26 protein-coding genes, 1 tRNA gene and 1 pseudogene are annotated in these 26,433 nt (G+C 61.0%); 12 read left to right on the top strand and 16 right to left on the bottom strand.

All coding sequences use genetic code 11. From position 1 onward, the window contains the following. Positions 1 to 4: 4 nt before the first annotated feature. Positions 5 to 247 (top strand): hypothetical protein, encoded by a 243-nt coding sequence (locus tag AC1DON_RS00280; RefSeq protein ID WP_476932733.1) that lies wholly within the window; start codon positions 5 to 7, stop codon positions 245 to 247. 93 nt (positions 248 to 340) lie between these two features. On the opposite strand, the gene AC1DON_RS00285 is transcribed toward AC1DON_RS00280, so the two are convergent. After that, positions 341 to 1,156 (bottom strand): DUF4198 domain-containing protein, encoded by an 816-nt coding sequence (locus AC1DON_RS00285; RefSeq protein ID WP_476932734.1) that lies wholly within the window; start codon positions 1,154 to 1,156, stop codon positions 341 to 343. A gap of 163 nt (positions 1,157 to 1,319) precedes the next feature. Here AC1DON_RS00285 and AC1DON_RS00290 point away from each other — a divergent pair, with 163 nt between their 5' ends. Next, the gene (locus AC1DON_RS00290) at positions 1,320 to 1,892 is read left to right on the top strand and encodes a HupE/UreJ family protein (RefSeq protein WP_476932735.1); all 573 of its coding nucleotides are present in this window, start codon (positions 1,320 to 1,322) and stop codon (positions 1,890 to 1,892) included. Continuing rightward, on the top strand, positions 1,885 to 2,364 hold the full coding sequence (locus AC1DON_RS00295) for a hypothetical protein (protein ID WP_476932736.1): 480 nt from the start codon (positions 1,885 to 1,887) through the stop codon (positions 2,362 to 2,364). Before AC1DON_RS00290 ends, AC1DON_RS00295 begins: the two co-directional genes overlap by 8 nt. Before the next feature lie 6 nt (positions 2,365 to 2,370). Here the strand turns inward: AC1DON_RS00295 and AC1DON_RS00300 are convergent, their stop codons facing one another. The 3 genes from AC1DON_RS00300 to AC1DON_RS00310 form a co-directional block, all read right to left on the bottom strand. Further along, positions 2,371 to 2,916, bottom strand: coding sequence for a cupin domain-containing protein (locus AC1DON_RS00300; RefSeq protein ID WP_476932737.1), 546 nt, complete (start codon positions 2,914 to 2,916; stop codon positions 2,371 to 2,373). Then, positions 2,903 to 3,514, bottom strand: coding sequence for an RNA polymerase sigma factor (locus AC1DON_RS00305; RefSeq protein WP_476932738.1), 612 nt, complete (start codon positions 3,512 to 3,514; stop codon positions 2,903 to 2,905). Before AC1DON_RS00305 ends, AC1DON_RS00300 begins: the two co-directional genes overlap by 14 nt. A gap of 349 nt (positions 3,515 to 3,863) precedes the next feature. After that, positions 3,864 to 5,912 carry a TonB-dependent receptor gene (locus AC1DON_RS00310; RefSeq protein ID WP_476932739.1) on the bottom strand — a complete coding sequence of 683 codons (2,049 nt, stop codon included), beginning with the start codon at positions 5,910 to 5,912 and terminating at the stop codon, positions 3,864 to 3,866. Between the two features lie 136 nt (positions 5,913 to 6,048). Between AC1DON_RS00310 and nikR the strand changes: the two genes are divergently transcribed. Continuing rightward, a complete protein-coding gene (nikR, locus tag AC1DON_RS00315; RefSeq protein ID WP_476932740.1) occupies positions 6,049 to 6,534 on the top strand; it encodes a nickel-responsive transcriptional regulator NikR in 486 nt (161 codons plus the stop codon). Between the two features lie 64 nt (positions 6,535 to 6,598). Here nikR and AC1DON_RS00320 read toward each other — a convergent pair whose 3' ends face one another. After that, the gene (locus AC1DON_RS00320; RefSeq protein WP_476932741.1) at positions 6,599 to 7,435 is read right to left on the bottom strand and encodes an outer membrane protein; all 837 of its coding nucleotides are present in this window, start codon (positions 7,433 to 7,435) and stop codon (positions 6,599 to 6,601) included. Positions 7,436 to 7,716: 281 nt separating this feature from the next. Between AC1DON_RS00320 and AC1DON_RS00325 the strand changes: the two are divergent. Next, positions 7,717 to 8,430: pseudogene (locus AC1DON_RS00325) on the top strand (recombinase family protein); the annotation flags it as partial. Here the strand turns inward: AC1DON_RS00325 and AC1DON_RS00330 are convergent. Both AC1DON_RS00330 and AC1DON_RS00335 read right to left on the bottom strand, forming a co-directional pair. Next, the gene (locus tag AC1DON_RS00330) at positions 8,431 to 9,075 is read right to left on the bottom strand and encodes a hypothetical protein (protein WP_476932742.1); all 645 of its coding nucleotides are present in this window, start codon (positions 9,073 to 9,075) and stop codon (positions 8,431 to 8,433) included. It abuts the pseudogene before it with no gap. A 440-nt stretch (positions 9,076 to 9,515) separates the two neighbouring features. After that, positions 9,516 to 9,591, bottom strand: a tRNA-Ala gene (locus tag AC1DON_RS00335). A gap of 132 nt (positions 9,592 to 9,723) precedes the next feature. On the opposite strand from AC1DON_RS00335, the gene AC1DON_RS00340 reads away from it, so the two are divergent. Together AC1DON_RS00340 and AC1DON_RS00345 are read left to right on the top strand one after the other, a co-directional pair. Continuing rightward, positions 9,724 to 10,029, top strand: a complete 306-nt coding sequence (locus tag AC1DON_RS00340; protein ID WP_476932743.1) for a YggT family protein — start codon at positions 9,724 to 9,726, stop codon at positions 10,027 to 10,029. Position 10,030: 1 nt separating this feature from the next. Further along, positions 10,031 to 10,297 carry a DUF167 family protein gene (locus tag AC1DON_RS00345; RefSeq protein ID WP_476933457.1) on the top strand — a complete coding sequence of 89 codons (267 nt, stop codon included), beginning with the start codon at positions 10,031 to 10,033 and terminating at the stop codon, positions 10,295 to 10,297. 80 nt (positions 10,298 to 10,377) lie between these two features. Here AC1DON_RS00345 and leuB read toward each other — a convergent pair whose 3' ends face one another. The 8 genes from leuB to AC1DON_RS00385 all read right to left on the bottom strand — a co-directional run bounded on the left by leuB (position 10,378) and on the right by AC1DON_RS00385 (position 18,499). Further along, positions 10,378 to 11,445 carry a 3-isopropylmalate dehydrogenase gene (leuB, locus tag AC1DON_RS00350; RefSeq protein WP_476932744.1) on the bottom strand — a complete coding sequence of 356 codons (1,068 nt, stop codon included), beginning with the start codon at positions 11,443 to 11,445 and terminating at the stop codon, positions 10,378 to 10,380. Further along, positions 11,445 to 12,038, bottom strand: coding sequence for a 3-isopropylmalate dehydratase small subunit (leuD, locus tag AC1DON_RS00355; protein WP_476932745.1), 594 nt, complete (start codon positions 12,036 to 12,038; stop codon positions 11,445 to 11,447). The genes leuB and leuD overlap by 1 nt, the downstream gene beginning before the upstream one ends. A 2-nt stretch (positions 12,039 to 12,040) precedes the next feature. Beyond that, positions 12,041 to 13,450, bottom strand: a complete 1,410-nt coding sequence (gene leuC, locus AC1DON_RS00360; protein ID WP_476932746.1) for a 3-isopropylmalate dehydratase large subunit — start codon at positions 13,448 to 13,450, stop codon at positions 12,041 to 12,043. 98 nt (positions 13,451 to 13,548) lie between these two features. Further along, positions 13,549 to 14,493 carry a branched-chain amino acid transaminase gene (locus tag AC1DON_RS00365; protein WP_476932747.1) on the bottom strand — a complete coding sequence of 315 codons (945 nt, stop codon included), beginning with the start codon at positions 14,491 to 14,493 and terminating at the stop codon, positions 13,549 to 13,551. 196 nt (positions 14,494 to 14,689) lie between these two features. Further along, positions 14,690 to 14,974 (bottom strand): ACT domain-containing protein, encoded by a 285-nt coding sequence (locus AC1DON_RS00370; RefSeq protein WP_476932748.1) that lies wholly within the window; start codon positions 14,972 to 14,974, stop codon positions 14,690 to 14,692. Further along, positions 14,952 to 16,637 carry an acetolactate synthase 2 catalytic subunit gene (gene ilvG / locus AC1DON_RS00375; RefSeq protein ID WP_476932749.1) on the bottom strand — a complete coding sequence of 562 codons (1,686 nt, stop codon included), beginning with the start codon at positions 16,635 to 16,637 and terminating at the stop codon, positions 14,952 to 14,954. The genes AC1DON_RS00370 and ilvG overlap by 23 nt, the downstream gene beginning before the upstream one ends. A gap of 247 nt (positions 16,638 to 16,884) precedes the next feature. After that, on the bottom strand, positions 16,885 to 17,892 hold the full coding sequence (gene ilvC / locus AC1DON_RS00380) for a ketol-acid reductoisomerase (protein ID WP_476932750.1): 1,008 nt from the start codon (positions 17,890 to 17,892) through the stop codon (positions 16,885 to 16,887). A 40-nt stretch (positions 17,893 to 17,932) separates the two neighbouring features. Beyond that, on the bottom strand, positions 17,933 to 18,499 hold the full coding sequence (locus tag AC1DON_RS00385) for a hypothetical protein (RefSeq protein ID WP_476932751.1): 567 nt from the start codon (positions 18,497 to 18,499) through the stop codon (positions 17,933 to 17,935). Between the two features lie 233 nt (positions 18,500 to 18,732). Here AC1DON_RS00385 and AC1DON_RS00390 point away from each other — a divergent pair, with 233 nt between their 5' ends. From AC1DON_RS00390 to AC1DON_RS00405, 4 genes are all read left to right on the top strand, one after another. Next, complete coding sequence (locus tag AC1DON_RS00390; protein ID WP_476932752.1) at positions 18,733 to 19,005, top strand: hypothetical protein; 273 nt, start codon at positions 18,733 to 18,735, stop codon at positions 19,003 to 19,005. Positions 19,006 to 19,032: 27 nt separating this feature from the next. Continuing rightward, complete coding sequence (locus AC1DON_RS00395) at positions 19,033 to 20,043, top strand: alpha/beta hydrolase (RefSeq protein WP_476932753.1); 1,011 nt, start codon at positions 19,033 to 19,035, stop codon at positions 20,041 to 20,043. Positions 20,044 to 20,255: 212 nt separating this feature from the next. Further along, a complete protein-coding gene (gene ilvD, locus AC1DON_RS00400) occupies positions 20,256 to 22,121 on the top strand; it encodes a dihydroxy-acid dehydratase (protein ID WP_476932754.1) in 1,866 nt (621 codons plus the stop codon). 57 nt (positions 22,122 to 22,178) lie between these two features. Then, positions 22,179 to 22,856, top strand: coding sequence for a DUF4197 domain-containing protein (locus AC1DON_RS00405; protein WP_476932755.1), 678 nt, complete (start codon positions 22,179 to 22,181; stop codon positions 22,854 to 22,856). Between the two features lie 6 nt (positions 22,857 to 22,862). Here the strand turns inward: AC1DON_RS00405 and AC1DON_RS00410 are convergent, their stop codons facing one another. Next, positions 22,863 to 24,350: a methyl-accepting chemotaxis protein gene (locus AC1DON_RS00410; RefSeq protein ID WP_476932756.1), complete on the bottom strand. Its 1,488-nt coding sequence runs from the start codon at positions 24,348 to 24,350 to the stop codon at positions 22,863 to 22,865. A gap of 281 nt (positions 24,351 to 24,631) precedes the next feature. Between AC1DON_RS00410 and AC1DON_RS00415 the strand changes: the two genes are divergently transcribed. After that, a complete protein-coding gene (locus tag AC1DON_RS00415) occupies positions 24,632 to 26,269 on the top strand; it encodes a long-chain fatty acid--CoA ligase (RefSeq protein ID WP_476932757.1) in 1,638 nt (545 codons plus the stop codon). Positions 26,270 to 26,433 lie beyond the last annotated feature (164 nt).

Consider the following 26,433-nt stretch of genomic DNA (forward strand, 5'->3'; position numbering starts at 1 on the left):
GATCATGAAAAGACTGATCACATTCTCACTGCTTGCCGGGCTGACACTCAGCCTGGCGGCCTGCGGTGGTGGTAAGGGCGGGGGCGGCTCGACCGTCGTCGTCACGCCGCCGGCGCCTGAGGCCAACGCCAAGTACGGCGCAGCCTTTGCCGCAGCTGCCAAGACGGACGCTAATTCGGAACCGGCTTCGGTTTCGGCCGGCGACGTCGTCGCTGTGGATGCGACCGCGGAACCGGCGCCGCTGTAGAGTTTCGCCTTAAATATTGCGACAAAACAAAAACTAAACATACTGCCGCAAAAAATGTCCGGTCGCTTAGGCAGCGATCGGGCGTTTTGCTGTTCAGAAACCCAGTGTCAGGCTGGAAAAGACAGTTTCAAAATCGGCCTTGCCAGTGACAGGCCGGGTCCAGATCACGTTGAGCTGCCAACTGCCGTTGCGCGGCAGATCAAACACGGCGCGGCCACTGGCATCGCTCAAGACGCGTTTGATGGGGCGGCTGTCAAAGTCGAGATTGTTCAGCATCACTGTCGCCCCCGCCAGCGGCTTGCCCATATAGTAGATGCGGACCGGCAGCTTTTCCTTGAAGCCCGGCGCATAGGGGTTCGCTTCCGGAACGATTTCCAGTGTCATGCCGACAGGCTTCGTCACCAGTGCATCGTCCGCCGGCGTATAGTTTCCGACCTGTACCAATGCCTTGGCGCGGCGGCTGTAGGTCTCCTTACCCGATTTGCCCGTCGCATTGGTCGCGGCGCGCTGGGTGATCGCCGGGGTCAGGCCTTCCGCCTTGAGGTAGTCGTTGAAGCGGAGTGCCGGCAGTTCGCTGTAGGTGGCGTTGGTCTCGAAGGCCAGGACGTTCAGGCCACTGGCCTTGAAGGTCAGGACAGAGTCCACTGTTGCGTCGCCCAGGCGCAGCGCCTTGCGGCTGTCTGCGCGCCCAGCGCTTGTGATGGACTCGAACCGGACGACCCGGTCAGCCGCCATCAGAGACTTCTGGCGGTCCCTGCCGTGTCCGACCTGAAGGCTCATGGCGGTCGTGCCGGCAGGCTTGACGTGGAAGCTCTGGGGCTGAATCCAGAAGTCGTGCGCCGATGCAGGCGCCGCCAGCACAACCAGGGTCGCGCCGGCCGCCGCGAAAAAAAGTGGGCGCGCTGTCATCACTTGGCGGGCCTTCGTCGTAAGAGTTGTGACCGTCAACAGGAACCTCCGGATGTCATTGCCGCGCATATGCAGCCTCATATCTCCTATACGTCGCAGCCGGACTTTCGGGCGGAGGTCGCAGCAATATTTTCAGCCGCGCCACATATTGACGGCCCTGGCCATGCTGTCGTCCATCGCCGCCTTCGCCAGCCCGGCATCAGCCCACAGCGGCACTGGCCTGGTCGGCGGCTTCATATCAGGCTTTCTCCATCCGTTGACCGGCTGGGACCACCTGCTGGCCATGGTGTCCGTCGGCCTTTGGGGCGCGGTCCTTGGCCGTCCGCTCATCGTTGCCCTGCCGGTTATCTTTCCGGTGCTGATGGTGGTTGGCGCGTTTCTCGGCATACTGAATGTGCCGCTGCCGCCGGTGGAGTTGGGGATTGCCCTGTCGGTCTTGATCCTCGGCGGCGTTATCACGACAGGCTACAAGGCGCCGGTGTGGCTGGCCTGCACCGTTGTCGCCGTATTCGCCATCTTTCACGGCTACGCCCACGGCAAGGAACTGCCGTCGGCCGCCGATCCGATCGGTTACAGCACCGGATTTGTCCTGAGCACAGGGATGCTCCATGTTGGCGGCATCGTCATTGGCCTGCTCAACGACTCGGAGAAGGGAAAGTGGATTGTGCGCGGCATCGGTGCCGCGATCGCAGCGGCGGGCTGTTTCTTTATTGCCCAGGCGTTTTCCGTTGCGTGACACGGTCCTGCCTGTGGCATTGCTGGCGGCGGCGCTTGGTTTTGCGCTGAGCTTTACCGGTGAGAAGCCGGCGCGTAATGCCGGTCTTGCCGCACTGGGGCTGGCTGTGATCTTTACTGTCATGCCATTCGGCGCCGTGCCTGAAACCTTTGCCTTTACGATGATCTGCGTCAGCGTCATCGCTCTGTCGGCAACCGTTCACCTGCCATTTTTGCAGACGCCGCGCATCCTGTTTGGGCTCGCTTGTAATGCCGGCATCTGGGCGGGCGCCGTGACGCACGTATCGGGAAACAGCGCAGGCCTGATGGCGCTGGCCCTGGTGTTGCTGTTCATCCCCGGCCGGCTGATTGTAGCGCGCGGCTGGGGGATCGGCATCAAGGTCGTCTGTAGCTGGCTGATCGCCATCGCCGCACTGGAGATCGGGCTGCTATTCGTGCCGACACCGGGTTATGCGCCCGATCACATGGATTAAGCGCGCTCAGAGCTGAATATGAAGGTCGCCGCGCAAATAGACCATTGCGCCCTTCGGACTTTTGAGGACATGGCGCGAGCCCGGTGGCGCCAGATGCACCTCGCCAGCGCGGACGACAATGCCGTCGCATTCGATTTCGCCTTCGATCACCAGGCATTCTTCGGTGAGGAGATGGGTGTGGCTGATGACCTCGGCGCCCGGCTCAAGGCGATAAAAGGCAGTCAGCACTTCCGCCTGCCGGTCAACGTGGACGACCTTACGCGTGATCCGCGGCGCATAGGGCTCCCAGCCCATATCGTCAACACGGATTGTTCGGGTCGTTGGGGATTTGACGGTGTCTTCAATGGCGCGCTCGATCTTGTCCCAGATCTGGTCGGCGCGCTCGCTCGCTTCCGCACTGCCGTGGGCGGCGTAAAAGACCTGGTCAAACCAGGCGACCTTCGCCGCAAATGCCGGATCAGCGTCAACCCGGTCCTCACACTCGACGATGCCAGCGATGTCCAATACGCCGAGGGCGTACTGTGCCGCCAGGATATCGTCAGATTCGGCCATAACTCTGTAAACAATCCTTCAAATGCATCACGCCCTTGCGGACCCAGCTTTTGGCAGTGCCAACGGGCACCTTCATCACTTCGGCCAGTTCTTCATGCGTCAAACCAAAGGTATAGCACAATTGCATCGCCTTTTTGACCTCGGGTGTCAAATCGGCGATGCAGTGTTTTACCGCCAGCGTCGTTTCAATATCGGTGCCACGGCAGTAGGTATCCGAATATGGTTCCAGTGTGGCGATGTCGTCTTCAAGCCCCAGAACTTCACGACGGCTGATTCTGAGGCGGTCGATGGCCTTGCGTCTCGCGATCGAAAATAACCAGACTTCTGCACTGCCACGGCGGACATCGAACTGGCTGGCCTTGCTCCAGACCGTCACAAAGACATCCTGCAGCAGTTCGTCGGCAACCTCCTGTCGCCTAACCATACGTGCGAGAACGGCAGACAGACGTGGCATCGTCAAATTATACAAGGTCTTCAGGGCGGTCTTGTCGCCTTCGGCGATCCGCTCGAGCAGAAAGTTCAGATTGACCGGTTCATTCACGATCGGCCTCGCCTTTACCGCCGGCGGGGCCGAAACCTTCTCTAAGATACTGACCATACCCTAACTCCCGAATTCCCAACGCCATCTCCGTTGCCGGTGCGTAAGGATTCAATGCGCCAGGGCTGTAGGAATTGCGCTGCAACACTGAATGACCTTCCGATTTCGGCAAAACCTGCCGACTAATCAACGCTTTACTGTTGCTAGGCACGCGAGGTGCAAAATCTATAATTGCGTACCTGTGCGGGTATGGACACAGGCGGGAGACGGCATTGCTGCCGTCCGGCGTCACCGATCAGGGGGAGATCGATTCCATTTGCCGCCTGTGTCGCCCTTCCCGAAGAATGGGCGTGACAGATACGTCGGCAAATGCAGGGAGGATTACTTTAAAGGTGAGATTCTTCGACGTTTACGTCAACGGAACCCGGATGGACAGGCGGACAGTGCGGGGCTCAAAAGCGTGAAAATGGTAGTCGTCAACGCCTTCGGCCGGTTCGCCAGGCAGGCGTGAGGTATAGTAGTATCGGATTTCATCTCCCTTGCTATCGAACAGATTGAGGACTTCGAGCTTGAGCTGGAGCCGGTCGAAATGATAGTCGAGCAGGCCGTTGACGAAGGCCGTAGTCTCCGACCTGGCAGAATTGTCCTCGATCAGTGGTGCCGGCCCCAGCACGCGGCCGGTCAGCGTCATGCTGAGGCGCGGAGTCAGGCGCGCGGTCATGCCGCCGGTCAGGACATATTCCAGCGCGTTGGGGATGCGGTCGCCGTCGGGCGGGCTGCCTTCGTAGCGGGCGTGTGAGACGGAGGCGGAAAAGTTGAAATCAAGGCCGGACGTGGGGTTGTAGTCGACCAGGAATTCGACGCCTGTCCGGTTGGTGCCGTCCGTGCTGGCCGTATCGCCACCGTCGCCGATATAGACCAGCTCGGAATCGAGGTGCAGCGCCCACAGGGCTGCCGTCGCTGTCAGCCCGCTCCGCGACCAGCGGGCGCCGAGTTCCGCGCCCGAGGACGGCGCGAACAGACCGACGCGCTCGGCCGGATCGTCCGTGCCCGGAATAACCGTGATTGTGCCGCCGCGGATGTCGTTGGAGTGGAACCCGGCGCCGGCATCGGCATAGAGCTCAAGCGCTTCCGAGACGCGCCAGGCGGCGGTGAACTTGGGGCTGAGCAGGGTGTCGCTGGCGTCGCCGCTGTTGCGCGGGTCGTCCGAGCGGACCGAACCGCCGATGGTGTCGAGCCTGACGCCGCCGGTTACGCGCAACGGACCGAAGGTGCGCGTCGCATCGGCATAGACCGCGGCCGAATATTGCTTCACGCGGTCTTCGCGGACGGTCGACAGGACCTGGCGCTTTTCGGTGAAATAGAGCCCGACCTTGCCGACGTCGTCGTAGCGGGCCTCGGTGCCGGTGCGGATCGTCCAGCCCAGCACGGGGGCGTCCCAGGTCTTGATGACCGAGCCACCATAGATCCAGCGTTCATCCGCCTGTTCGAACTGGTCGCCATGAACAGGGTCGCGCAGGAAATAGGAGAAGTTGGAAAACAGGGCCAGGGTATAGCGTTGTGCGTAGAGGGTCGCGTCCAGCCCGTCTTCGCCGTGACGCTGCAGCGAGACGATATAGCGCGAGGTTTCGCCGTAGTCACTGGTGTCGATGGCGCCCAGGCGGCTGATCGAGCCTTGATCGACAGCGCGCTGCGGGATCTGGTCATTGGCATTGCTGTGGGCATCGTAGGCCATGCTGGTCAGCGACCAGTTGTTCAGCCCGATGCCATCGAGACCGAAACGGCCGATGACGCTGATCTTCCGCTGATTGTCGGCATTGTCGTAGGGGTCGCGATAGCTGCCCAGCTCGACGGCGACAAAGCTCTTGCCGCCGAAGCCCTTGACGCCCAGCAGCCGGCCATAGCCGTTCTCGCCGAAGGTTGTCTGGATATAGGAAGGCGTGCTGTTGCGGAAGGTTTCGAACGATGCCCCGCCGGCATTGGAAAAGTCGCCCATGTCGGCATAGTAGGGGCCCTTGCGATATTTGATCGTCTCGATGACCTCAGGGATTATGCCATTAAGGTCGAGGTAGCCTTGGCCGTGCCCGTGGCTGCGCAGGTTCAGCGGCACGCCGTCCAGCGACACCGTAAAATCGGTGCCGTGGTCGAGATTGAAGCCGCGCAGGAAGTACTGGTTGGCCTTGGTGTTCCCCGAATGCTGGGTGGCAGCCATGCCGGGCACGACCTCGACCAGCTCACCCGGCCGGGTCAGCGGGCGATCGGCGAACCGGGCGAACGACACCGTGCCTTCGCTGGCCGCCGTGGCGATGCCGATATCGTTGCGGCGCTTGCCGAAGACATAGACTTCGGGCGGGTCTTCAGCGGCCGCCACTTCGTCTGCTGCCTGTGCCATCATGCCGTGGAACAGGGCCGCGAACGCCACCATCCCCGCCAATTGTCGTTTGCCCCGCCTGGTCATTCTGATCACCCGCCTCCGGTATGAACTTCTCGTCAAAACTTCTTACGGAGAGGTCGGGGATTTCGATGTCCGGCGATGGAGAAAGTTTGCTTCCTTACAAATGAAGGGCCTAGACTGCGGTCGCCGAGGAGAGCCCATGCAAAGAGTCACCATATCGATCGACGAGGAACTGAGCGCGGAATACGACAAGCTGATCGCCGAGCAGGGCTATCAGAGCAAGTCGGAAGCCATTCGCGACCTGGTGCGCCAGGCCGTCGAGGCGCGGCGGGCGAACGCGCCGGACAGTGGTTTCTGCGTCGCCAGCCTGTCCTATGTCTATGATCACCACACCCGCGCTCTTGCGCAGCGACTGGTCGAGCTTCAGCACGATCACCATGATGTCGTGGTGGCGACGATGCACGTCCACCTCGACCACGACTCGTGCCTGGAAACAGCCATTTTAAAAGGCCCGACGACAGAGGTCCGCGCGTTAGCCGACCGGATTCAGGCCGAGCGCGGCGTCAGGTTCGCCAAAAACAATCTGATTACGGTCGAACCCAACGATAAGCATGCGCACAGTCATGACCACGGCCATCCGCATATCCACGGCGCGCACGACCATTATTCGCCGCGCCGTGGCTAGAGCGATATGCCAAAAAGTGTAAGCGGTTTTTGGCTTAGATATCGCGACAAAAAATTTGCGATAATTACATGCCGCCGAAGCGGTAGGTGACCGTCAGGTGGATGGTGTCGATCTTGATCTCGTCTTCGCTGCGGCGCATGTCGGTGCCGGCGGTGTTGGCAATCAGGAACGGGTTCGACGCAAAGGTATTGGCGCTGGGGCCGGCGCGGACGATGGGGGCCTCATCGTCCAGCGTCGTATGCAGATATTCCACGCCGATCTTCCAGCGGTCATTGATATGTTTCTCGACGCCCAAACCGTACTGCGCACCGCTGCCGTCATCGCCGTCGGTGGCGGCAAAGCTGTTCAGGGCATTGGTGGTCGCGAAGCTGCGGTCTATCTTGGCTGTGGCATAACCGGCCGTACCGTAGACCAGCCAGTCGTTGACCAGATAGCCCAGGCGCGTGCGAACCGAGGCCAGCGTGTCGACCTGACGCGTGAAGGTGTAGGCGGCCGGCGTGGTCGAAAAACCAGTGACGCTGTCGCGGATATCGACGCCCGAAAAATCGGCGACTACACCATAGACGAAGTTGTTGCTCTGCCAGTCATAGCCCAGGCGAACGCCGAAGCCGCCGTCTTCCTTGTCGCCGGCGCAGCCTTCACCCGGCGTGCGCCCGATGGCGGCGCCTTCGCAAAAGCCGGGGGAAAACGCATCGGCGCCAGCAAGGGTGCGCACCGTATCGTCGTATTCGCCGTCGAGATTGGTGTCGAACAGCAGGGTTTCGCTGTCCTCGCCGGATTGCGAGCTGCCGAAGCTCAAACCCACATAGGGGCCGGCCCAGTCCTGCGCCAGCGCCGCACAAGGGAGAGCAAGGACACCGGCGACAGTCGCCGATGCGAGCGATTTCAAGAGCATTTTCATGGAACAGCCTGTGCGAAGTTAAGATTGACCAGTTCACTTACGTGCAAGTCAGGGATTCCGATGAAAGGTAATTGATCGACAAATAAACCGGCGCTTCGAGTCAAGCTTTTCAACGGTTTAACGAGCGCTGCGTCTCTGTCGAACGGAATGGTGGCGTGGGCAGTCCTACCCTATCCAGTCTGTTCTCCTGTTATGACCTGTTATAGGCAATTCCAGGCGGTTTCCCGATCGTCTACCAGCGCCTTCCATTTCCCGAGAAAGTCCTCTGATATACCCGGAAGTCCTCGGAGGAAGGGCTGGAGCAGGACTTCAACTCTCTCCATGCCCAGCGCGAAGCGTGTGAGGCCTTCATCAAAAGCCAGCGGCACGAGGGTTGGCAGTTGGTCCCGAACGCCTACGACGATGGTGGCATCTCCGGCGGCACTATGCAGCGACCGGCCTTGCAGCGGCTCTTAGATGACATCCGCAATCGCCAAGTCGATATTATCGTTGTCTATAAGGTCGATCGGCTGACACGGTCCCTGGCGGATTTTGCCCGCATGGTCGAACTGTTCGACGCCCAGGGCGTGTCGTTCGTCTCGGTCACCCAGCAGTTCAATACAACTTCATCCATGGGACGGTTGACGTTGAACGTCCTGCTGTCGTTTGCTCAGTTCGAGCGCGAAGTCACCGGTGAGCGCATCCGGGACAAGATCAGAGCCTCGAAAGCCAAAGGCATCTTTATGGGCGGAAGAGTGTCGCTTGGTTATCGGGTCGAGGATCGCAAGCTCTACATCCAGGAGGACGAGGCCAAGACGGTCCGCCATATCTTCGAGCGTTACCTGGCCCTAGGCTGCGTCTCGAAACTGAAGAAAGAGCTGGAGCAGCACAATATCCGTGGTCGCGCGGCGAACGCCATCGACGGCTCTGGTAAGGCGGCTATACGCCTTGATTGTAATTACGATGATAGGCATCCATTGATAGGATCGCCATTAACAGATCATTTGCGGAAATAGTCATTGGTTTACTGCCCGTTTAAAGTCGTAGATTTGTAGTTCTGCACTAAGTCCAGTGCTCTCCGCAGGCCCTCGTCCGTTGAGGTAAGCCGCAGGCGCTTGGGTCCCGACCCAGGGTAAAATTTTCTCAATAACGTCTTCCGTCGGTGCTGATTGAGTCACTGCGACATGGATACGAGAAATCTTTAGGCCGTTGCCTATGTTGTCTGGCGTCACTTCAAAGACGGACCGCGAATTACTCTGATCATCGAACCTGACAAAAAGAGGGGCGGCTTCGGGTGGAACATCCCACTCTGCCGCGGATTCATTTTGCCGCGGACCAAACAATGACTTTACATAGCCCTCATAATTGTAACGTTTGGGCGCGGCGAATGGCATGAAAAGATAGCCTTTTCGTCCCATGTCGACGACAACTGCCTCTCCGAAGACCTGACAGCCACCTACATCCATATTGCCCCAAAGCGGGTCTGCTTTTCGGCAGCCGACCATTTGTACTGACCGTCCAGTATAGGTGTCGCCGCCTCCGCTCACCTCAACTGTAACCTCGACCACATTTCCAGGGCGCTTTGTACAATTCGTGAGAAAACCAATGGTGATCGACCCCACGAGAATCAAACGCACAAATTTGGACGTCACAAACATCATCAGACCTCAGACAAACAATTATTCCTAAAACAGAGACTCCGCCATGTACTGCTTCTTGTTCAAGACCTGATACTCCAACATGAGGCGCGTGGCACGTTCCATCGACCAGCGGTAACTCGGCGGCATTTCAGCGTCGACTACCCAAGCCAGGGTCATCCAAGGGCAGGGCTTCTCTTGTCCTTTCGGGACATCGCGGCGATAGAACTGAGCCGATTGCAGGAGCAGCCACAACCGAATGGCATCTTGGCACTTCTCGACCTCTAGGTCCTCCGCGTCATATGGCCCATGCAGCCGATACCTCCGCGTTTTGCGATCTAAGATGATGTCGCTTGGATGCGGAAGGACTGCTGGCGGAGCCAAGCCCTTTTGACGTGCGGCATCCAGTATTAGCGGAAGTGTACCGAACGAAAGCTGTATGACGAGGAAAACCCGTGACGGAATGGTGGAGCTAAGCGGATTCGAACCGCTGGCCTCCTCATTGCGAACGAGGCGCTCTACCAACTGAGCTATAGCCCCATTCCGATCCGGAGCGCACCTTTTAACCCACGATGCAGGCCTGTCAAGCCGTCCTTAACTTGTGCAGCTTAGGGAATCTCCTATATCTACCGTTTGTTTGAACGGTCTGCGGCGCGAAGGTTAGGGAAGCGGATGGCTTACTTTATTTACATAATCCTGGATGGCATCTTGGGCTTCATGATGCTGACGCTCTTTGTCTATGTTGTGCTCAGCTGGCTCATCAGCTTCAACGTCGTCAACACCCGCAATGCTGCGGTCTACCAAATCTGGCGCATGCTCGAGATGCTGGTAAATCCGATGCTGGAGCCCGTCCGCCGCATTATTCCCAGCTTTGGCGGTCTCGATCTGAGCGTCTTTCTGGTCGGCCTGTTGATCTATGCCGTGCGCACGGCGTTGTTGCCGAAAGCCTTTGTTGCCCTGCAAGCCTTGATTGGTTGAGGTGAGCCGGCTCTTCGTCCGGCTGACGCCCAAGGCCTCGGTGGATCGCATCGATGGCTGGGACGCGGACGGACATGGCCGGCGCTTCCTGAAGGTTCGCGTGCGTGCTGCCCCCATTGAAGGGCAGGCGAATGCTGCGCTTATTGTTTTTATTGCTAAAGTTTTGAAGGTGCCGAAATCGCGTGTGAGCCTGATTGCGGGTGATACGGCGCGGCTGAAATGCCTTGAGATCGAGGGCGTGGAGTCGTTCGAAGACGTGTTTCCATAAACAAAGAGCCCCGGAAGCTTTACGCTTGCCGGGGCCAGTTCACCTTTGCGAGGTGGTCTCTGAACTCTAGATAAGAGCTGTTAAGCGTTGGTCAATGCCTGCTCACGGATCTGGTCGTTGATCGCCTTGGCGACCTGTGTGCCCGAGGCCGTGCCGCCCAGGTCGCGCGTCAGCACGCCCTTTTCAACGACCGCATCGATAGCGGTGTCGAGCGCATCGGCTTCGGTCATCAGGTTCAGCGAGAAACGCAGCATCATGGCGACCGACTTCAGCGTGCCGATCGGGTTGGCCAGGTCCTTGCCGGCGATGTCCGGTGCAGAGCCGTGGATCGGCTCATAGAGACCCTTGCCGGTCGCGCCGAGCGACGCCGAACCCAGCAGGCCGATAGAGCCCGGCAGGACCGAGGCGAGGTCGGACAGGATGTCGCCGAACATGTTCTCGGTCACAACGACATCGAAAGAGCGCGGCCGGGTGACCAGGTGCATGGCCATCGAGTCGACCAGGGCGTGTTCCAGCTCGACATCATTATATTCTTCGCGGTGCAGGCGGATGACCGTCTCGCGCCACAGGCGGCTGGTCTCGATGACATTGGCCTTGTCGACCGAGGTCACCTTGTTGCGGCGCTTGCGGGCGGCGTCAAAGGCGACGCGGGCGACGCGTTCGATTTCGGCGACCGTGTACACGCATTCGTCGGTGGCCGAGGTTTCGGTGCGGGTCTGCTTGCCGAAATAGAGACCCCCGGTCAGTTCGCGGACGATCAGCATGTCCGAGCCTTCGACCACTTCGGCCTTCAGCGGCGAGCGGTGGACCTGCGACGCCTTGACGTCCATCGGACGCAGGTTGGCGAACAGGCCCAGCGACTTGCGGACGGCCAGGAGGCCTTGTTCCGGACGTTGCTTGCCCAGGTCCCACTTCGGGCCGCCAACGGCGCCCAGAAGCACGGCATCGGCCGCCAGACAGGCGCGGTCGGTGTCTTCCGGATAGGGGTTGTTGTCGGTATCGATGGCGATGCCGCCGATCCGCTTTTCTTCGAAGTTGAAGGTGTGACCGTAGACGTCGCCGATGGTCTTCAGCGCGTTGACGCCGGCGGCAGCGACTTCAGGACCGATGCCGTCACCCGGCAGGACGACGATATTAAACGTGCTCATTAGGCTGCGGCCTTTCCGTGGGTCTTTTCATATTCTTCGATAGCCGGCAGGCGCTTCAGCACCCAGCCCATGGCGTCCACGCCTTCCAGCAGACACTGGCGCGCGAATTCCTCGACCTGGAAGGTGAAGACGGTGCCGTCTTCCAGCGTCAGGGCGCAGCTTTCCAGATCGATGGTGACGCGTTGCTGTGGGTTGGCCAGCAGCTTGTCATAGGTCACCTTGTCGACCACGACCGGCAGCAGGCCGTTCTTCAGGCTGTTCGACTTGAAGATGTCGGCGATTTCGGTCGAGATGACGGCCTTGAAGCCGTAGTCCATCAGCGCCCACGGGGCGTGTTCGCGCGACGAGCCACAGCCGAGATTGTTGCCGGCGACCAGGACGCGATGTTCGTTCGGATCGATGGTGTTGAGGATGAAATCCTTGTCCGAACCATCGGCATTGTAACGCCAGTCATTGAACGCGACCTTGCCGAGCCCGGCCTTGGTCGTAGTCGTCAGAAAGCGCGCGGGTATGATCTGGTCGGTGTCGATATTGGCTTCTGGCAGGACGACGATGCGCGACGAGAAGCTGTTGGCGGATTCCTGGTTGGACATGATCAAGCTTCCTCAAGCGCCATGAATTGACGGGGATCGGCGACGTGGCCGGCGATGGCCGAGGCGGCCGCGGTGGCTGGCGAAGCCAGCACGGTGCGCGAACCCGGGCCCTGGCGGCCTTCGAAGTTGCGGTTGGAGGTCGAGACGGCCAGTTGGCCCGGCAGGACGAAGTCGCCGTTCATGGCGATGCACATCGAGCAGCCCGGCAGACGCCATTCGGCGCCGGCTTCGAGGAAGATCTCGTGCAGGCCTTCCTTTTCGGCTTCGACACGCACCCATTCCGAACCCGGAACGATCAGGGCGCGGACGCCGTCGGCGACCTTGCGGCCCTTCATGATGGCGGCGGCGGCGCGCAGGTCCGACATGCGGCCATTGGTGCACGAACCGATGAACACGACGTCGACCTTTTCGGCCTCGCGCTTCTCACCGCCGGTGAAGTTCATGTACTTCAGCGCGCGTTCGTCATCTTCGCCCTTGGGCAAAGGCACGCCCTTGGCGATGGCGGCACCCTGATCGGGCGAGGTGCCCCAGGTGGCCATGGGCTCGATGGCCGAACCGTCGATGGTGATTTCCTTGTCGAAGACAGCGCCTTCGTCGGAGGCGAGCGACAGCCAGCCCTTGGCGGCTTCGTCATAGGCAGCGCCTTGCGGCACGTACTGGCGGCCACGCAGCCATTCGACCGTCTTCTGGTCGGGGGCGATCATGCCGCAGCGGGCGCCGGCTTCGATCGACAGGTTACAGACCGTCATGCGGCCTTCCATGTCGAGCGCTTCGATGACCGGGCCGGCATATTCCAGCGCGTAGCCGGTACCGCCTGAGAAGCCGAGCGTGGCGATGACGGTCAGGGCGACGTCCTTGCCGGTGACGCCCGGCTGGAGCTTGCCCGTGACGTTGATGCGCATGGTCTTGGGCTTGCGCTGGGCTAGGCACTGGGTGGCCAGGACGTGGCCGACTTCCGAGGTGCCGATGCCGAAAGCGATGCAGCCGAAGGCGCCGTGGGTCGAGGTGTGGCTGTCGCCGCAGACGACGGTGAAGCCCGGCTGGGTCAGGCCCATTTCCGGCCCGATGACGTGGACGACGCCACGGTTTTCGGCGTCATAGCCGAACAGGCGCACGCCGTTCTTGGCGGCATTGTCTTCCAGCGTTTCGACCTGCTTCTTGGCCTGGGCGGTGACGTACGGACGGTTGCCGTCGGCGTCGGGGCGCAGGGTCGGAATCGAGTGATCGAGCGTGGCGAAGGTCCGGTCCGGACGGCGGACCTTCAGGCCGCGCGCGTCCAGTTCGGAAAACGCCTGCGGGCTTGTGACTTCGTGGACGAGATGCAGGTCGATATAGAGGACCGCGGGCTTATCCGCCGCCTCGGGCTCTACGACGTGGGCGTCCCACACTTTTTCAAACAACGATTTGGGCATCGGTCTCTCGGCTTTCAATCAATGTTGGTGCGGAACAAGGATCTTCTCACCGCACTTGCGTTGCGGCGAGAAAGTCCTTTTACGTCCGAACCCGGTATTTATTCCGCCGGAACGGTGGCGTCGATCGGGTCGAGCCAGCCGAAACGGTCTTCGGTAGTGCCGTTGAACAGACCATGGAACAGGGTCTGCAAACGGGCGGTGATCTTGCCGCGGCCATTGGCGCGGACAGGGATATCGTCGACGCTGCGGATCGGCGTGATTTCCGCAGCCGTGCCGGTCATGAAGATTTCATCGGCCAGGTACAGCATCTCGCGCGGCAGGTCCTGCTCAAGCACTTCCAGGCCATCGGCCTTGGCCAGCTTGATGATGCTGTCGCGCGTAATGCCGCCCAGGATCGAAGCCGCGACCGGCGGCGTGTAGATCTTGCCGTTCATCATGACGAACAGGTTTTCGCCGGCGCCTTCGGAGATCAGGCCGTTGACGCCCAGGCCGATACCTTCGACATAGCCGCGCGAACGGGCTTCCTTGCCGATCAGGTAGGACGACAGGTAGTTGCCGCCGGCCTTGGCCATCACCGGAATGGTGTTCGGTGCGGCGCGGTTCCACGACGAGATGCAGACGTCGACGCCCTTGGTCAGGCCTTCTTCGCCGAGATAGGCGCCCCACGGGAAGGCAGCGATGGCGACGTCGACCGAGACGTTCTCGGGCTTCGGCGTCACGCCCATGCCGCATTCGCCCAGGAAGGCGATCGGACGCCAGTAGGCGCTTTTCAGGCCGTTGGCGGTGATGATGTCCTTCGACGCCTTGATCATCTGCTCAAGATTGAAGGGGATAACAAAGCCGTAGATGCGGGCGGAGTCTTCGAGGCGCTTCAGGTGGTCCGCCAGGCGGAAGCCGACCGGGCCGTTGGGCGTATCGTAGCAGCGGATGCCTTCGAACACGGAGGTGCCATAGTGCAGCGCGTGGGTCAGGACGTGGATTTGCGCGTCTTCCCAGTTGATGACTTGGCCATTGAACCAGATTTTGTCAGCGAGCTTTTTCATGTGTGTCAGCTTATCGGTATGAATTTGAGCAAGAACCGCCGCAACAGCGGTTTTTTTGCCTCTGTACTCTCAATTCCCGGAGTGCACAAAGGCGATTTGTCGAACGCATCAGATTATGCGTTGTGCCGTGTTCATACCTGACCGGGGCCGCGACCACGGCCCCGATAAACCTTCTCTCCTGTGTTCAAAGTCGTATTCACGCCCGGACCTCCTGCTTTGCCTTGGCAGGCTTGGCGCCGGCGGTGCGCGGATCGGCGTCGAGGCGCGTGACGCCGTAAAGACGGTCGATCTGCAGCCCCAGCGTCTCGATGGTGCGGGCAGCGTCGCGAATACGCACGGTCACGTTCAGGCCGCGCTTCGTCTCGCCGAGATCGAAGAGTTCGATGCCATCGATATGGAAGCCGCGGCGCTCGATCAGGCCAAGCACGCGCAGCAGGCTGCCTTCGAGACGATCCAGCTCAATATGAATCAAGTGGCTCATCCCAGCGCTCCTCCATCATGTCCGCGTTGGACGCGCCCGGCGGCACCAGCGGCCAGACATTTTCACGCGGATCGATAACAACATGCAAAAGTGTAGGCCCTTCGGCCGCCAGCAGGCGATCCAGAGCCGCATCGACCTCATGGCGATGGGTGATGCGGAAGGCGTCCAGGTTGAACGCCTTGGCGACGACGACGAAGTCGGGATTGTCCGACAGGTCGATTTCGGAATAGTTCTCCTCGAAGAACAGCTGCTGCCATTGGCGGACCAGGCCCAGCGAGGAGTTGTCGAGCAGGACGATCTTCAGCGGGATGTTGTAGCGATTGAGCGTCGCCATCTCCTGAATGTTCATCATGAAGCTGCCGTCGCCGGACACGGTGACGACGTGCATTTCGGGACGGCCGAGTTTCGCGCCGAGGCCTGCCGGCAAGCCGTAGCCCATGGCGCCCGAACCGCCTGAGGTCAGGTGGGCACGGTTGTTGGGGAATTCGCAGTGCTGGGCGACCCACATCTGGTGCTGGCCGACGTCGCAGGCGACCATGAACTTGTCACCGGCCTTTTCGGACAGGGTTTTCAGCAGGCCCGGCGCATAGATGCCCTGGCCCGGCGCATTGTAACGGAAGCGGTGCTCCCACTTGTCGGCCTTGCACTTCTCGACCCACTTCTGGATCGGGCCGACCTTGGGGTTCAGCGCCGGCAGGCCGATCTTCAGGTCGCCGACAATGCCGACCTCGGCCTTGCGCAGCTTGCCGATTTCGGCGCGGTCGATATCGAAATGGATGACCTTGGCATTGGGGGCGAAGGCATTCAGCTTGCCCGTGGCGCGGTCGTCGAAGCGTGCGCCCAGCACGATCAAGAGGTCTGCGTCCTGGACGGCGATATTGGCTGCGCGGGTGCCGTGCATGCCCAGCATGCCCAGCGCCAGCTCATCGGTCGTCGGCAAGGTGCCGAGGCCCTTCAGTGTGCAAACAAGCGGGATGCCGGTGCGGGCGACCAGGTCACGCAGCTCCTGCGAGGCATTGGCCATTTCAACACCGCCGCCGACGTAAAAGAGCGGCTTCTGGGCACTGGCGATCAGCTTTTCAGCAGCCTTGATCGCATCGGCGTCGGGGGCGGGCGGCGTCCATTCGATGAATTCACCGGCGGCGCTGGTGGCGACGCGGGTGGCGGCGACATCGCGCGGGATGTCGACCAGCACGGGGCCGGGGCGGCCTTCGCGAGCGATGGCGAAGGCTTCGGCCAGGATGGCGGGGATGTCAGCCGGATTGCGGACCAGCCAGGAGTGTTTGACGATCCCCAGCGTCATGCCGAGGATATCGACTTCCTGGAAGCCGTCGGTGCCCATCAGGTGCGTGCCGACCTGGCCGGTGATGCAGACCATCGGCACGGAGTCCATATAGGCATTGGCGATGCCGGTGATCAGGTTGGTGGCGCCGGGGCCTGAGGTCGCCATGCAGACGCCGGTGCGCCCCGTGGCGCGGGCATAGGCATCGGCGGAAAAGGCTGCGCCCTGTTCGTGGCGGACGAGGATGTGCTGCAAGCCGGATCCGGCGAGCGCATCGTAGATGGGCATGATCGCTCCGCCCGGATAGCCGAATACGGTCTCGACCCCCAGCGCTTTCAGCGTGGAGATGACCAGTTGTGCTCCGGATGGTTGGTTGCTCATCGTTTGAAACTTCGGTGTGTTGAACCAGATAATTCCCTCCCTGCGAAGCGGGGAGGGGGGACCGCGAAGCGGTGGGAGGGGGAAAGCCCCGAACTCCCGCTCTTGTTGATCCTTAAGCTTCCCCCCTTCCGTCGCTTGCTCCGCAAACGACACCTTCCCCGTAAACAGGAAGGAAAAGAAAAGGTTGGCTCTGAAAAAGGTGGTGGCGGGCCCGCCTAGGCCCGCCACCTGCGGCGGTGTGGACCGATTACGCGTCCACGGATTGCTTGTTTTGCAGCCACGACATGCGCGAACGCAGGTCCTTGCCAACGTGCTCGATCTGGTGATCCAGGTCCTGCTTCATCAGCGCATTGTAGCGCGGACGGCCGGCCATGTTTTCCAGGATCCAGTCGCGGGCAAAGTCGCCCGACTGGATGTCGTTGAGGACTTCCTGCATGCGCTCGCGGGTTTCTTCGTTGATGATGCGCGGGCCCGAAACCAAGTCACCGTACTTGCAGGTTTCCGAAACGAACGAGTGCATCTTTTCAAAGCCGCCTTCGTACAGCAGGTCGACGATCAGCTTCAGTTCGTGCAGGACTTCGAAGTAGGCGATTTCCGGACGGTAGCCGGCATCGACCAGGGTTTCGAAACCCATCAGGATCAGTTCGGTCGTACCGCCGCACAGGACGGCCTGTTCGCCGAACAGATCGGTTTCGGTTTCTTCCTTGAAGGTCGTCTCGATGACGCCGCCAACGGTGCCGCCGATGCCGCGGGCATAGCCGAGGGCCTTCGTGGCAGCCTTGCCGGTGACATCGCGGTCAACTGCGAACAGCGACGGGACGCCGCGGCCGCGCTGGTATTCGCGGCGGACCAGGTCGCCCGGGCCCTTGGGGGCAACCAGGATGACGTCCATATCGGCGCGCGGAGTGACGCGGCCGTAGAGGACCGAGAAGCCGTGGGCGAACAGGATGGCGACGCCTTGCGGGGCGTTCGGCTCGATCACGTCCTTGTACAGTTCGGCGTGGGTCATGTCCGGCGTCAGGACGGCGATGATGGTCGCGTCCTTACAGGCGTCTGCAACCGACAGAACCGTGTGGCCGTCAGCCTTGGCCTTGACTTCGCCAGCACCACCGGGACGCAGGCCAACGACGACGTCAGCGCCGGAGTCCTTCAGGTTCGAGGCGTGGGCGCGGCCCTGGCTGCCGTAACCGATGATGGCGATGCGTTCGCCCTTGAACGCGTCGGGCGAAACGTCGTCATTCGTATAGATCTTCACAATGGTCTCCGTGGTCGTGAGAGGTTAGAAAAGGCGGGGTTTAGGCGCCTGTTGAAATCATGGATGCGTAGCGTTCGGCGGCCGCGCCGAACATTTTCGCGCCGGCCTTCTTTTGGCGGGCGCCGCGGCGAATGTCTATATCCGCCATGATGTCGATTCTGCGGCCAGCGATATCGATATGGATGATATCGTCGTCCTGGGCATAGGCGATCGGGCCGCCGTCAGCAGCCGAAGGCGCGACATTGCCGATGGCCGCGCCGACTGTGCTAGAGCCGATGCGACCGTCGGTGATGACGGTGACGCGGTCGAGGCCCGACGCCTGCAGGGCTGAGGCGACTTGCGCGACGCCCCCGGTCGCGAACAGGTCGGCGTCGCGGGCGTCGTTGCGGATGATCAGGATATCGCAGTCGCGGATGCGGCCTTTGGCAATCGCTTCCAGCGCATCGCCGGCCGCCGAGAAGACGCGCGCCGGACCGTCGAACACTTCGGTCGCAAAATCACCAAGACGGACCACGCAGCCTTCCGGCGCGAAGGTACCATGCAGGATGGCGAAGCCGCTCTGGGCTTTCATGACGGGGGCTTTGTCGAACTGGGTCAGGACGGTCATTGTTATGTCTCTGTTTTGTCTTCAGGGTTCAGTTCGGGCGGATATCGAGATGTGCGAAAAAATCCCGCCCGTTTTACGGAGCGGGAGGATGTTTAATCCTCAGAAGCGTGGGGTCAGCCCTTCGCTACCACTCCATCAAGGGGCGTAGTACGCCCCCAATAAGCGATACGATGCTAATCACGACAGCCGACGAAAACAGGCCCATGCTCAGAACCTTAAGGTTCTCAGCGGTCTTGTTTTCCATCGCTATGGCTCGCGCCGAAGTCATGATTGGGCTCCAAAACGGCCTCCTCACGAAGCCGTTACAGATGTATAACCTCAAACAGTGTGCGAATGCAAACGCATTTTTGGAAAAATTTTCCGCGCATTCCAGATATTACGGCGGTGCAGCAAAATTATTTACCGGATATATCGCCGTTTTTGAAATTATTTTCCACGTCGAGGCGGCAATTGCCGGAAAACGCCGCCAGACTCCGGCGAATCTGGAAAGGTTCTGCCCTCGTTGAAAATGATACGAAATGGCGGGTGCTTGCGTGGGCGCGGACGTAGACTATCATAAGGACATGTTCGCACCTTTTGCCATCCCCCGTTTGACTTGCGCCGCAGCCCTTATGGCGCTGTGCCTGGCTGCGCCTGTCCTGGCGCAGGAGCGTAAGGCGGGTGATTATCCGCTGACGGCCGACTCGCTCGTTCAGGCCGATATAAAGCATGGCCGGCTGGAAGGGCCGTTCGAGTTTCATTCGAAACTTATTCCCGATACGGTCCGGCGCTACTGGATCTATGTGCCGGCAGGTTACGACGCCAAGACCCCGCCGAACCTGCTGGTCTTTCAGGACGGCCAGCGCGCGACCAATCCGAACGGTTCGCTGCGCGTCCAGAACGTGCTCGATAACCTGATTGCCAAGGGCGAGATCCCGGTGACGCTCGGCGTCTTCGTCACGCCGGGCAATACCAGCGCGGCCTATCCTGATAATCTGGGGATGAGCAATCCGAACCATCGCCCTGAAGAATATGACGCGCTATCGGACGCCTATGCGCGCATGCTGACCGAAGAGCTGCTGCCGCACGTCGCCAAGACCTATGCCTTCACGTCCGACCCGAAGCGCCGCGTTATCGGCGGGACGTCGTCAGGCGCCATCGCGGCCTTCACGGCGGCCTGGAACCATCCGGAAGCATTTGGCAATGTCATCAGCATTATCGGCTCGTACACGTCGATCGGCATGCATCCGGCGACGGCGACGACGCCGTTTGTGCCTGGCGGAGACACCTATCCCGGCCTGATCCGCAAGTCGCAGATCCGGCCCTTGCGTATCTTCATCCAGGATGGCTCGAACGATCTCGACAACGAACACGGCAATTGGCCCTTGGCCAACCAGCAGATGGTCAAGTCGCTCGAATGGGCGAATGCCAATGCTGACCAATGGAAGCTGGGGCCGCATCGCTATGACCTGAAATATGTCTGGGGCGACGGTGCGCACTCCGATCAGCACGGCGGGGCGTTGTTGCCGGACATCCTGCGCTGGATATGGCGGGATCAGAAATGACAAATAGTCTGCTACTATTCGCCCTCCCCATTTATGGGGAGGGGGGACCGTCTGCGGAGCAGATGGTGGGCGGGGCCTTTTTCTAAAGTTGCCCAGCCCGCTACGTCTTCCGTAAGTTCCCCCTTCCGTCATTTGCTCCGCAAATGCCACCTTCCCCGTGAACGGGGAAGGAAGTAGAATTCATCCAATTCAAATTCATAAGGTTCCTTGCCATGCCTACCTATCGTTCCCGCACCACCACAGCCGGCCGCAACATGGCGGGCGCGCGGGCGCTATGGCGGGCGACCGGCATGAAGGATGGCGACTTCCAGAAGCCGATTATCGCCGTCGTTAACTCCTTCACCCAGTTCGTCCCCGGTCACGTCCACCTCAAGGACCTGGGCCAGCTGGTGGCGCGCGAAATCGAAGCCGCCGGCGGCGTGGCAAAAGAATTCAACACCATCGCGGTCGATGACGGCATCGCCATGGGCCACGGCGGTATGCTCTATTCCCTGCCGTCGCGCGACCTGATCGCCGACAGCGTCGAATATATGGTCAATGCGCACTGCGCCGACGCCATGGTCTGCATCTCCAACTGCGACAAGATCACGCCGGGCATGCTGATGGCCGCCATGCGCATCAACATCCCGGTCGTTTTCGTTTCCGGCGGCCCGATGGAAGCCGGCAAGGTCGTGTGGCCCGACGCCGACGGCGCGCAGAAGACGCACAAGCTCGACCTGGTCGACGCCATGATGCAGGCCGGCGACGACCGCATCTCCGACGCGCAAGTCCAGGCCGTCGAAGAAGCCGCCTGTCCGACCTGCGGCTCGTGTTCGGGCATGTTCACCGCCAATTCGATGAACTGCCTGACCGAGGCCCTCGGCCTTTCGCTGCCGGGCAACGGCACGACCCTGGCGACCCACGCCGACCGCGAAGCCCTGTTCAAGAACGCCGGCAAGCTGATCGTCGACATCACCAAGCGCTATTATGAGAAGGACGACACGACCGTCCTGCCGCGCGAAATCTGCACCAAGGCGGCGTTTGAGAACGCCATGGCGCTTGACGTCGCCATGGGCGGTTCGACCAATACCGTGCTGCATATCCTGGCGGCGGCCCAGGAAGCCGGCGTCGACTTCACCATGGCGGATATCGACCGCATTTCGCGCGCCACGCCGTGCATCTGCAAGGTCGCGCCCGCAGTCCAGAACGTCCACATCGAAGACGTCCACCGTGCCGGAGGCATTATGGGGATCCTCGGCGAACTGGCGCGCGGCGGCCTGCTCGATACCGACGCCAAGACGGTCCACGCCCCAAGCCTGGGCCACGCGCTCAGCTATTGGGACATCCGCCAGACCAATGACGAAGAGGTCACCGAGTTCTTCAAGGCGGCGCCGGGCGGCGTGCGCACGACCCAGGCCTTCTCGCAGGAACGCCGCTGGGATGAGTTGGACCGCGATCGCGTCAACGGCATCATCCGCTCCCGCGAAAACGCCTTTACCAAGGACGGCGGCCTGGCTGTGCTCTACGGCAACATCGCCGAAAAGGGCTGCATCGTGAAGACGGCCGGCGTTGATGAGTCGATCTGGCGCTTCAATGGCACGGCCAAGGTGTTCGAGAGCCAGGACGACGCCGTCTCGGCCGTCCTGACCAACAAGATCAAGGAAGGCGACGTCGTCGTCATCCGCTACGAAGGTCCCAAGGGCGGGCCAGGCATGCAGGAAATGCTTTATCCGACGACCTATCTGAAGTCGAAGGGGCTGGGCAAGGCGTGCGCTCTGTTGACCGACGGCCGGTTCTCGGGCGGCACTTCGGGGCTGTCGATCGGCCACGTCTCGCCGGAAGCGGCGTCGGGCGGCCTGATCGCGCTGGTCAAGGAAGGCGATACGATCGAAATCGACATCCCGGCGCGGACCATCCACCTGGCGATCTCCGACCGTGAAATCGCCGAGCGCCGCGCCGCTGAAGAGCATCGTGGCAAAGCGGCCTACACCCCGACGGACCGCAAGCGCACGGTTTCCGCCGCGCTCAAGGCCTATGCGGCTTTGGTGACCTCGGCGGACACGGGCGCGGTGCGCGACTTGAGCCAACTCGACCATTAACCACCTTGCCAAGTTGGGGCGTTGCGGTAGGTTATTCCCTGAATAGGGGAACGAACGATGGATCGGCGCGTTTTATTGGCAGGCTTGACCGGGCTGGCGGGAACGGCGGGATGGGGCGAAGCCTTCGCGGCTATCGGTGACAAGCAGGCGCAGACTGCCCTGCGCCAGATGCTGAACGACGGCACGACCGCCTCAGTGACCAAGCTCGGCAAGACCGACGGTTACTGGGGTGATTCCGTCGTGCGTATTCCGTTGCCAAAGACGCTGGCCAAGGCACAGAAGCTGGCCAAGCCGCTGGGGCTGTCGGGCGTGTTCGATGAGCTGCATCTGCGCATCAACCGTGGCGCCGAGCAGGCCGCCCCTCTGGCGCGCGACCTGTTTTACGATGCGATCAAATCGATGACGATCAAGGACGCAGTCGGCATCATTACCGGCGCGCCGACGGCAGGCACCGAGTACCTGCAAACGACGACCACGCCGCGGTTGACGACCGCCTTCACGCCGATTGTCGAGAACGCGCTGCAATCGGCCGGCGCCGTGACCTATTTCGATCGCGCCGTGAAGCGCAACAACCTGCAAAATGTGGTCAAGACCGACGCCAAGACCTATCTCGGCAAGTACGCAGTGAGTTATGCTCTAACCGGGCTGTTCCACTATATCGGCGTCGAAGAAACGGCTATCCGCCGCAGCCCCGCCAAGCGCGGCAGCCAGATATTGAAGGCTGTTTTCGGGTAGATTGGACTAAGCGACCAGCGCCTCGACGTCCTGCTTTACCCGTTCGGACGCGTCTGCGACGGCGCCGAAAGTGTGGTTGATCTGTTCGAGGCTGGTCTGGATCTGGCCAACAGCCGTCACAGCCGACTGCATGTTCGAGGTGATTTCGCCCGTGACCATGTTCTGCTGGTCGATGGCGCCCGCGACCGAGACGACATTTTCCAGCACCGAATTCATCGAGGTCGAAATGACCGTCAGGGATTCGACGACCTGGAGACTAACCGTCTGCATGGTGTCGATTTCGGCAGCGATGGTCTTGGTCGAATTGGCTGCCTGGTTGGCCAGGCTCTTGACCTCGGAGGCCACGACGGCGAAGCCCTTGCCCGCTTCGCCGGCGCGCGCCGACTCGATGGTGGCGTTGAGCGCCAGCAGGTTGATCTGGCCGGCTATGTCCTGGATCAGGGTGACGATGTTGGTCATGGCCGAGGCCGAGCTGTTCAACTGACCGGCCTGGCTATTGGCGTGTTCGGCGTGGCGGAAGACGCTTTCGACGCCGTCGCGCGCCATAGCCATGCTCTGGCTGATGTCCTGGACGCTCTGGCTCAGCTCTTCTGACGCGGCAGCGACATTGTTGATCAGGGCGTGGGTGTCGCTGGAGGCGCTGCCGGCGCCGGACGCCATTGAAGTCGCCGCATTGACCTGCCCCAGCACGTCGCCGAGGTCGCGATTGATGTCGCGGCTGATGGTCTCATTCCTCAGGCGACGCTGGACTGACGCGGTCACGTCGGTGGCGAACTTGACGATCTTGATGACGTGGCCGGTATCGTCGAAGACCGGATTGTAATTGGCGTGGATGAAGATTTCGCGGCCCCCCTTGCCGACGCGGCGGAACTCGTCGGACTGGAGCTTGCCGGCCCTTAAATTCGCCCAGAACTCGGCATAGGCGGCAGAGCGCGCATAGTCGGGATCGCAGAACAGGCTGTGCGGCTGGCCTTCGATTTCGCGCAAGCCATAGCCCATGACCTTCAGGAAGTTGTCATTGGCGGTCAGGACCTTGCCGTCCGGCGTGAATTCGATAACCGCCTGGGCGCGGCCGATGGCTTCGATCTTGCCCTTGCGGTCGATGTCGGTCAGCTTTGACGCCGTGATATCGGCAGCGAACTTGACGATCTTGACGACGCGGCCATTACGACCGCGGATGGGATTATAGCTGGCCTGCAGCCAGAGCACCTCGCCGGTTTTGCTGAAGCGCTTGAATTCGCCGGACTGATACTCGCCTGCGCCGAGCTTCTGCCAGAAGCGGGCATAGTCGTCAGTGCGGGCATAGGCGTGAGCGACGAACATGCGGTGATGCTTGCCGGCAATGTCATTTAATGCGTAGCCCGTGGTCCTCAGGAAGTTGTCATTTGCCATCAGGATGCGGCCGTCCGGGGCAAATTCGATAATCGCCTGGGAGGCATTAAGGGCGGCCAGAATCGATTGGCTGTCGCGCGCGGCAGTCGACGAGAAGAGCATTCAAAGTCCTGTTGAGAGGCCGCAGATACGCGCTGACCGTGCAATCGGTTGGTTATGTTAGGAGCGCCGTGTCCAGTTGGGTAACATATGGCATGGATTGTTTTTAAAAATGGTTAACCAGAGATTAAATTCAAGGTTGCGTGTCGCGTGTTCCGGGCGCTACTGAGGGTGGCGTTTAGACGTTCCGGCGCGATGAAACTTGACGTGAACGGAAATTAAAGCGTACCTTCGACGTCAAACGCGCCGGACATGAGCGCAGGGTATTTTACAGGGAAACGCCTATGCACGGCCTGATGATGGACGCGCCGCTGCTTATTTCCGGAGTGCTGGAATACGCGGCCAAGTATCACCCCGACACGGAGATCGTGTCGCGCAACGAAGATTCGAGTTTCAACCGCTATGGCTATGCCGAGGCGGCGCGGCGGACGCGTCAACTGGCCAATGCCCTGTCGCGGCTGAATGTGACGGCGGGTGACCGGATATCGAGCCTGGCGTGGAACAACCATCGCCACTTCGAACTGTATTTCGGCGTTCCGGGCGTGGGGCTGGTCCTGCACACGGTCAATCCGCGCCTGTTCCCGGAACAGCTGGCGTTTATCCTCAACGACGCCCAGTCGCGTTATCTGTTTGCCGATGCCTGTTTCGCCCCGCTGGTCAAAGGGTTGCGGCCGCACCTGCCACAATTGCGCGGCATCGTCTTCATGTGCGATCGCGCCCATATGCCGGAAGGTTTCCCCGACGCGCTGTGTTACGAAGACCTGATTGCGGCTGAGAGCGACCATTATGACTGGCCGCAGTTCGACGAGCGCATGGCGTCGGGCATGTGCTACACTTCCGGCACAACAGGTAACCCCAAGGGCGTCCTCTATTCGCACCGGTCGACCGTGCTGCACGCCATGGGTGTCAACCAGCCGGGTCTGTTCGGCATCGCGCCGGGTGAGTGCGTCTTGCCGGTGGTGCCGATGTTCCACGTCAATGCCTGGTGCGTGCCCTATGCGGCGGCGCAGGTTGGCGCCAAGCTGGTCCTGCCCGGGCCGCGGCTGGATGGGCCGGGGCTGTTGGAAGTCATTCACGGTGAGAAGGTCAGCATCGGCGCCGGCGTGCCGACCATCTGGCTGAACCTGTTGAACCATGCTGACCAGGCCGGGCAGTCGATTGCGCCGATGAGTCGTGTCGTTGTCGGCGGCGCGGCCTGTCCGCAAACCCTGATCGAGCGGTTTACGGCGCACAAGGCCCTGACCGTCCATGCCTGGGGGATGACTGAGACGTCGCCGCTAGGGTCGATCAGTGTCTTGTCGGATCATCACGGCGCCTTGCCGCCGGCCGAGCGCATGAAGCTGCAACTGAAGCAGGGCCGCGCGCCGTTCGGCATCGAGATGCGGATAAGCGGCCCCGATGGCAAGCCGCTGCCGTGGGACGGCGTGTCACGTGGCGAGCTTGAGGTGCGCGGGCCGTGGATCGCGTCCGGCTACTACAACAATGCCGATCGCAGCCAGTTTACGGCCGATGGATGGTTCCGCACGGGCGACATTTCGACGATAGATGCCGAAGGCTTCATGAACATCGTCGACCGGTCGAAGGACGTTATCAAGTCAGGCGGCGAGTGGATCAGTTCGATCGAACTTGAGAATGTCGCCATGAGCCATCCGGCGGTACTTGAGGCGGCAGTGATTGCGCGCGCCGACAGCCGGTGGAGCGAGCGGCCGCGATACCTGATCGTGCTGCGTGAGGGCAAGACTTTGACCGGGCCGGAGCTGAAGGCGTTTATTGCGCCGCACGTCGCCAGTTGGTGGATTCCTGAGGACATGATCATCGTCAAGGAGCTGCCGCATACGGGGACGGGCAAGGTGATGAAGGCGGCCTTGCGTGAACAATATGGGGCGGAAGTGCATCCGGACGCGGTGAAACTGACGCTGTAGCATTACGGGGCGTGGGGCCAAAGAACGTTTCTTGGGACCCCACAAGCCTTTACTTTTCCATTATAAAAGCCCTGCCCTTTTGAGGGGCAGGGCTTTTGTACTGGATCAGGGAAGACCTGGGGCCACAGGCCTGCCCTCCGCATGGCTCCGGGCGTTCGCCGCGG

The organism is Asticcacaulis sp. P4_H10, assembly GCF_056400965.1.